At 37.9% G+C, this 6,214-nt stretch carries 7 protein-coding genes; 5 read left to right on the top strand and 2 right to left on the bottom strand.

Features of this window, described 5'->3' with window-relative positions; all coding sequences use genetic code 11:
- Window positions 1–461: 461 nt before the first annotated feature.
- The 3 genes from H5201_RS16000 to H5201_RS15990 all read left to right on the top strand — a co-directional run bounded on the left by H5201_RS16000 (window position 462) and on the right by H5201_RS15990 (window position 2,815).
- Entirely contained in the window at window positions 462–869 is a 408-nt protein-coding gene (locus tag H5201_RS16000) for a hypothetical protein (RefSeq protein WP_182718909.1), read from the top strand.
- Window positions 870–1,134: 265 nt separating this feature from the next.
- Window positions 1,135–1,473 (top strand): methanolan biosynthesis protein EpsI, encoded by a 339-nt coding sequence (locus tag H5201_RS15995; protein WP_182785073.1) that lies wholly within the window; start codon window positions 1,135–1,137, stop codon window positions 1,471–1,473.
- Complete coding sequence (locus tag H5201_RS15990; protein WP_149980966.1) at window positions 1,466–2,815, top strand: SPFH domain-containing protein; 1,350 nt, start codon at window positions 1,466–1,468, stop codon at window positions 2,813–2,815. The genes H5201_RS15995 and H5201_RS15990 overlap by 8 nt, the downstream gene beginning before the upstream one ends.
- 92 nt (window positions 2,816–2,907) lie before the next feature.
- Here H5201_RS15990 and H5201_RS15985 read toward each other — a convergent pair whose 3' ends face one another.
- Both H5201_RS15985 and H5201_RS15980 read right to left on the bottom strand, forming a co-directional pair.
- Window positions 2,908–3,153 (bottom strand): hypothetical protein, encoded by a 246-nt coding sequence (locus tag H5201_RS15985; protein ID WP_145233036.1) that lies wholly within the window; start codon window positions 3,151–3,153, stop codon window positions 2,908–2,910.
- 171 nt (window positions 3,154–3,324) lie between these two features.
- Window positions 3,325–4,248 (bottom strand): DMT family transporter, encoded by a 924-nt coding sequence (locus H5201_RS15980; RefSeq protein ID WP_182739213.1) that lies wholly within the window; start codon window positions 4,246–4,248, stop codon window positions 3,325–3,327.
- A gap of 91 nt (window positions 4,249–4,339) precedes the next feature.
- On the opposite strand from H5201_RS15980, the gene H5201_RS15975 reads away from it, so the two are divergent.
- Together H5201_RS15975 and H5201_RS15970 are read left to right on the top strand one after the other, a co-directional pair.
- Window positions 4,340–5,233 (top strand): LysR family transcriptional regulator, encoded by an 894-nt coding sequence (locus H5201_RS15975; RefSeq protein ID WP_182785072.1) that lies wholly within the window; start codon window positions 4,340–4,342, stop codon window positions 5,231–5,233.
- Between the two features lie 115 nt (window positions 5,234–5,348).
- Window positions 5,349–6,176: a phytanoyl-CoA dioxygenase family protein gene (locus H5201_RS15970; RefSeq protein WP_182739214.1), complete on the top strand. Its 828-nt coding sequence runs from the start codon at window positions 5,349–5,351 to the stop codon at window positions 6,174–6,176.
- Window positions 6,177–6,214: the final 38 nt, after the last annotated feature.

Genomic DNA, 6,214 nt, shown 5'->3' with positions numbered 1-6,214 from the left:
GTTGGTCAGGAAAGTCACGAGATTGGTCAATGATAAACGAAGTAAATTTGAATCCTGAGAAAAAAGAAGAAATGCGGGCGGCATAAAATTTAACTTGAGGCGACAACTAACTTGAAAAACTCCGAAGTTGAGGATTTCAACTTTGAAAATAACAAGAGAATTATTATTTTTATAATTAAGTTGCTGAAACTAAATATAAAGTCCACAACTTATCTTATATTCAATACTAATAGCGATTACGTACAAGTCCAGTAATATTTCATTGTCAGGCGTATATGAACAATTTAATGCCGTTAATAAATAGAATATCAGTTCGTTTATTAGACTAAAGTCTATAAGTTAATTTTCTTCACCTGTCGGGTTTAGTTTTATCGTTTGTCGAAATTGAGCCAACACTCTAAAGTTCAGTTGTCGGCAACCCAGACGATATGACACGACTCAAACCAAATAGGAATATAATCATGAAACGTTCACTAATCAAAACCATCGCACTTGGCTCATTATTTACTTGCTCAGCGGCTGTTATGGCTGATCAAAGTGATTACAAATTAATGATTATTGATAATGCGGCAGCGTCTCAGCCAGTAGAACAATCATTTAATAACTGCGCATTAAATGTGAAATCAAAAAATTATGCACAAGCAGATGAAATTTGTACCAAAGCAATTGCATTGCTAAAGCAAAGTAATGGTCCACGTATGAAAGTTCGCGCGCTAACATCATTTGCTTTAAGCAACCGTGGCGTGTCCCGCATGTTGGCAAAAAATGATACGGCTGGTCTTTCTGATTTATACGAAGCCGCACAAATCGCGGATAGCGAAATGGTGTCTCATAACCTGACGCGCGCTAAAGAATACCTTTCTTTATAATTGTTTTTATAAACGATTAAAGACAAAACCACGTTAGGCTAAGCCAACGTGGTTTTTTGTTTTTTAAAGTGTTTCTCTTCTGAGCCAACCGTAAAACTCACTTATATGTTATTACTTATACAATTAGAGAAATTATATTTCTTCTTGGTATTTTAAAACCTGCATTTTGTTCCTGTTACCTTGTATAATACTCGGCTTAACAGGTGTAAACCATTTTTACACTTATTACCAACCCCCCAATATTAAAACAATATAAGTAGATTTTATGATTTTTTACCTTATTGGGATAACGATACTCATCATTATTTTGTGCGCTGCTTTGTATATGATTTACAGTAACATGCATAAAAATAGGATTAATAAATCTAAAGAATACAATGTGTTATTTGATAAAGACACGATTGTAGATGAGTTAATTACCCAGCTAACAGAAAAGAATAAAACCCAAGAAACCGAAAATGAAGTGCTTAAAAGCAAAGAAGATATTTTAACAACTTTCATCGAGTTGCATCGCTCTGGTAGTTTTTGCGGGCAACTAAGTGAGCAAGAAATTATTTACTTTGTTAAGAAAAAATTAGATATGGAGAGTAATAAAAATGGATAGTCAGCAAGCTGTAACCCCTCAAGGCAATAAGAGTTCTTTTATAAGTCGATTTGGTCGTCGTAATGTTATTTTAGTGAGTGCTATTTTTATAGTATTAGCTGTAATTGCTACGCTTATGTCGCAAGTTATTTCATGGAATGAAGCTGATGAACGTTTAGTTCATCAATCGGCATTTACGGGTAACTTAACTGTTATCGATCAGGCTGGACCTTATTTAAAAGCTTTTGGTTCTACATCTGCTTATAAAAAAGTTATTTCAATTAACTTTACTGGCGACAGTAGTGCTACAGCAAGCGCCATTGTGCCGCTAATTCCGATTCGATTTTTAGATACAACAACAGGCGGTGCAAGAGGGGTGTCGCGATTTAGGTTACCTGGTAATGTGCCTGCTGGTGAATCTGGTTCTTTACGTGGATTACTTAAGATCCATGAAGAGTTTGGTTCGCAAGAAACCTTGATCTCAAACTTATTAATGCGCGCTACCACTGAAAATGTAAAGGCATCTGCGCGGATGATGTCTGTAGAGCAGCATTATTCTGGTGGTAATGGTCAATTAAGCCAAGATTTTGCAGATCAACTTACTAATGGTATTTTTGTGACTGAACAAATTATTAGTAGCGGTGAACGTGATAAAACGGATGAGCTAAATAATTTGAGTAAACAGCAACGTGTCACGATCAATATCAAAAAGGATTCAGAAGGTAATGCATTACGTAATGCGCCTATTTTAGGTGCGTATGGTATTACAGTGGTTGACGCCAGTATTATTGATATTGACTATGAAAGTAAGGTTAATGCAAGACTTGAGGCACAAAAGCAAGCGGCTGCTGATGAAGCTTTAGCAAGACAGAATTTAAAAAAAGCTGAACAACAAGCCCGTACTGAAGTTGCTCTAGGTGAACAAGCGATTGCTAAACAGCGCGCAGAATCAGAAAAGTTAAAAATCAAAGAACAAATTGATGCTGAACGAGTAAAAGCGAATGCAATTATTTCTGCGCAGCAACGCGTAGCGGTGAAAGCTGAATTGGCTAAAGAGCAAGCAGAGATCTTAAAACAGCAGCGCTTAGAAGCGATGGGGATGGATGTACTTGCCGAAGCGCGTCAACGGGCTAAATCGGCAGCCCTTGATCCTAAGTATGTGTTTGATGAAACACTAAAAGCTGAAGTTAAAATTCAAACTGCTTTATTCACCAGTTTAGGTAATAGTCGTTTAGTGCCTGAAATTGTAATAGGTGCCGGGCAGGGCGAGCAAAGCAATGGCTCTGAGTTTATGCGCATACTTGCAGCGGATGCAGCATTGAGCTTACAAAAGCGTTTAGATAAAGATAAAAAAACAAAGTAGAACAGTAAATTGTATTTAATAGCCCTAGTCAACTAGGGCTTTTTTATGTGATTAGCCTTAGTAAACTATAGGCTAACGTATTGATTTAATATTTAAAACTTTGGACATAAAGCGTGATCAAAGCCTTTTTCAGTTAATAAAAAAGTCGCGCTTGGGGTAGCAAAAATATAGCCTTCGTAGTTAAGAAACGCAATTGTGCCTTTAACTGATTCGATTTGCTCTGCTGATGCACTTTCTATAATAGCTTTCGGATCTAAATTGACTGGTGTTGGAAACTGCTGATAAAGCTGCTTAAAAATTAAGGTGGCGATAGTTTTAAAGGTGTCGTTATTTTTCATTTTTTTGCTCTTTGGTGTTTATGTGTGCTGCTAATGCATTATTGTAACTCTTTCTATTTAAAGAGTAACTGCCACACTTACTTGTTTATCCTAAAATAATACGCGGTTAAATAGCGATAGAGTTGTAGGTAACCCATCGCTATATATCATGAGCTGGTGCTGTATTACTTGTTATTTACAAGGTTCAGGAATGCGTTTTGGGGTAACAATTCGTGGCAGTAATAAGCCGATGATCACAACAATAATGCCAATTAATTGTAGTTCTGTAATTGGTTGGCCCATCAAAAATGCTGTTAACATGGCAAATACCGGAACGAAGTTAAAAAATAACGACGCATTCGCTGAGCCAAGTTGGCGTATGCCATTCAGCCACAGAAGATAGCCGGCAACAGTTCCAAATAAGCCAATATAAATAACATCGAAAATACCTACCATTGAGCTATTACTGAGTTCGCTAAGCGGGTGTACATTGGCGGTCACTAAACACATTAAGCCAATGATTGTTGCACCACTTAGCATACTAACAAAAGTATAAGGCAATACAGGCATGTACTGATTGATACCTTGGCTAAAGTAAGTGTATGAACTCCAAGCTAACATACCTAAAAAGATCATTTTGTCGCCGGCATTGATTTGCATATTCAAAAGCACGGCTAAGTCGCCATTGGTGATAACTAATAATACACCTGATAGGCTAACGATTAAGCTAAAACATTGTGCTGCAGTAGGCATTGAGCGCTTTGCAACTGAGCTTATTAATGAGGTTGAAAGTGGGCTCAGCGCCATTATTAACGAGCCGTTTGCGGCACTGGTATGTTCCAGCCCGGTAAATAAACCTAGGTTTAAGCCACCTACGCCAACAGCACTAACAATAATCACCCAAGCCCATTGGTTGAACGTTAAACTCGGTTTTGCACTGTTAATTATTTTTAAGTAGATAGCCAAGCAGGTTGCGGCAATACTAAAGCGCCAAAATACTAAAGTCAGTGCGTGTACTTGATTTAATGCATGTTTACCAATAGGAAAACAACTTCCCCAAAAAAATGCACATAATAACAAGAGTAAAATAGCCTTTGTGTTGGCTGAGAAGTTCATCAGCAATCCAGAGATGTTGAAAAGTTGCGGCAAGTGTATTACTTTCCATAATGTGGATAAACAAGCAAAAATAAGAGGGTAGATTCCAAAAATGAAATATAGATATTCACTAGACGATTTACGCTATTTTTGTATTGTTGCCCATTTAAAAAGTTTTAAAGATGCTGCACTGGCTTTATCAGTGCCTTTATCAACATTGAGCCGTCGTATTCGACAACTTGAAGATGATTTACAGCTTAGATTGTTAAACCGTGATGCTCATCGCGTATCGCTGACCCATATGGGGGAGCTGTATTACCAACGTTCGAGTGCATTGTTTGCTGAGTTAGATGGCATTAATGATGATCTTCATATCGAGAAGAATCAACCGAAAGGTAAGATCATAATCAGTGCACCTATTAATGCCGGCTCGCAATTTTTAAGGGATATTTTTTATGATTTTTTACTGCAATATCCTGAGATCCAACTAGATATTAGGCTCTCGAATACTTTAATTGATATTGAAGCGCAAGCAATGGATGTGGTGTTTAGGGTGGGTAATACGGTGGTTGATAATTGGATTGCGAGGCCACTAAAAGATATTCACTTTATTTTGTGCAGTAATTCGCAGACGGTGGCCGACAGTGTTAAGCATCCCACTGATTTATGTGCAAAAAGCGCTGTGATTTGCCAGCCGATGTCTATTTGGCAATTAGTAAATAAACAAAATGATGACGCTTATGATTTTCAACCCAGTAAGGGCATTCGTTTAGAGCTTGATGAAATTCAAATGCTCACACACGCGGTTAAAAAAGGCTTAGGGGTTGGTTATATTCCTGACTATTATGCATTACCAATGATAGCTCAAGGTGAGCTTCAGCATGTTTTGCCTGATTGGCAAAGCAAGGCACGCACTTTATTTATGTTATATCGGGATCGTGACCATATACCATTGCGCGTCAGATTATTCATCGAATATGTGCTAGCTAGATTTGAGCAAGGTTAGTATGCTTTTTTATTACTTTTCTGAACTGTTGGGCAAGTGAAATACAGCCTGTTTAGTTATTAATAGCGCCGGACTACAAATTTAAGTACCTGTATATTAAAAGGAGATATTAAATATGCAAACCAATTTAGTGGTTGAACGGTTTAAGCAGCAGGGTTTTGTAAAAATTAAACAAGTACTTAAACCAAGTGTAATCACAAAACTGCAGCACTTTTGTGATGAGCTGGTTGCTCAAGCACAGTCACACTATGTAGCCGGTTTACCATTGGATAATATTGCTGTTATGCAAACTGCAGATGAGCCTTTTGTTTATCGCGTTAATGAGCTTTTTCAATTTCAGCCACAATTTGCTCAACTGCTAGCGCAAACCGAACTAATGAGTTACGTTGAAGCGATTATCGGCGAAGCTGTTTTGCCTAGCTATGAGTCACTTGTGATAAAAAATTCATTAGATGCACGCGGATTTGATTGGCACCGCGATATGTCGGTGAGGACTCAAGAGCCTATTTTTACCGTGGGGGTGTATTTAGATGATGCAATAGCGCAGCAAGGGGCGTTAACAGTGATCCCGCAGTCTCATTGTAGCCAAGCAAGTGTGTGTGATTTAAAGCGCCAGCTATCCATTGCACAATTACAAAGTGTGGATATTACGGCCAATGCAGGTGATGTGGTAATTCACCATGTAAACACGGTTCATGCATCAGGAAGACAGAAAGGTTCAGCTATACGTAGAACGATCTATTTTGAGTTCAGAGCAGTATCACATTTTATTGATAATCCGTGCTTTCCTAGTGAGTGGATCGAAAAGCGTCAAGCGTTAATGGCTAACCTCAACGCGCTTAATTCAGCTGATATGCCTAATAATGTGCAGCTACCCAATGATTTGTATGTAACTCAAGTACGAATAGAGCCGGCGGAATATTGTATTGAGTTTGCCAGTTAACAGTATCAACATAGATATTTACATGTGTGTAAAGCCAG

Origin of the sequence: Pseudoalteromonas sp. SG43-6, from assembly GCF_014164365.1 — a bacterium.
GTDB classification, from domain to species: Bacteria; Pseudomonadota; Gammaproteobacteria; order Enterobacterales; family Alteromonadaceae; genus Pseudoalteromonas; species Pseudoalteromonas rhizosphaerae.
Note: the sequence above shows the minus strand (reverse complement) of the source record. Positions and strands in the feature narration are given on the sequence as shown.

Excerpts from the sequence above, each read along its gene's own strand:
- H5201_RS16000 (WP_182718909.1), top strand. The coding sequence starts at position 462 with ATGAAACGTTCACTAATCAAAACCATCGCACTTGGCTCATTATTTACT.
- H5201_RS15995 (WP_182785073.1), top strand. The coding sequence starts at position 1,135 with ATGATTTTTTACCTTATTGGGATAACGATACTCATCATTATTTTGTGC.
- H5201_RS15990 (WP_149980966.1), top strand. The coding sequence starts at position 1,466 with ATGGATAGTCAGCAAGCTGTAACCCCTCAAGGCAATAAGAGTTCTTTT.
- H5201_RS15985 (WP_145233036.1), bottom strand. The coding sequence starts at position 3,153 with ATGAAAAATAACGACACCTTTAAAACTATCGCCACCTTAATTTTTAAG.
- H5201_RS15980 (WP_182739213.1), bottom strand. The coding sequence starts at position 4,248 with ATGAACTTCTCAGCCAACACAAAGGCTATTTTACTCTTGTTATTATGT.
- H5201_RS15975 (WP_182785072.1), top strand. The coding sequence starts at position 4,340 with ATGAAATATAGATATTCACTAGACGATTTACGCTATTTTTGTATTGTT.
- H5201_RS15970 (WP_182739214.1), top strand. The coding sequence starts at position 5,349 with ATGCAAACCAATTTAGTGGTTGAACGGTTTAAGCAGCAGGGTTTTGTA.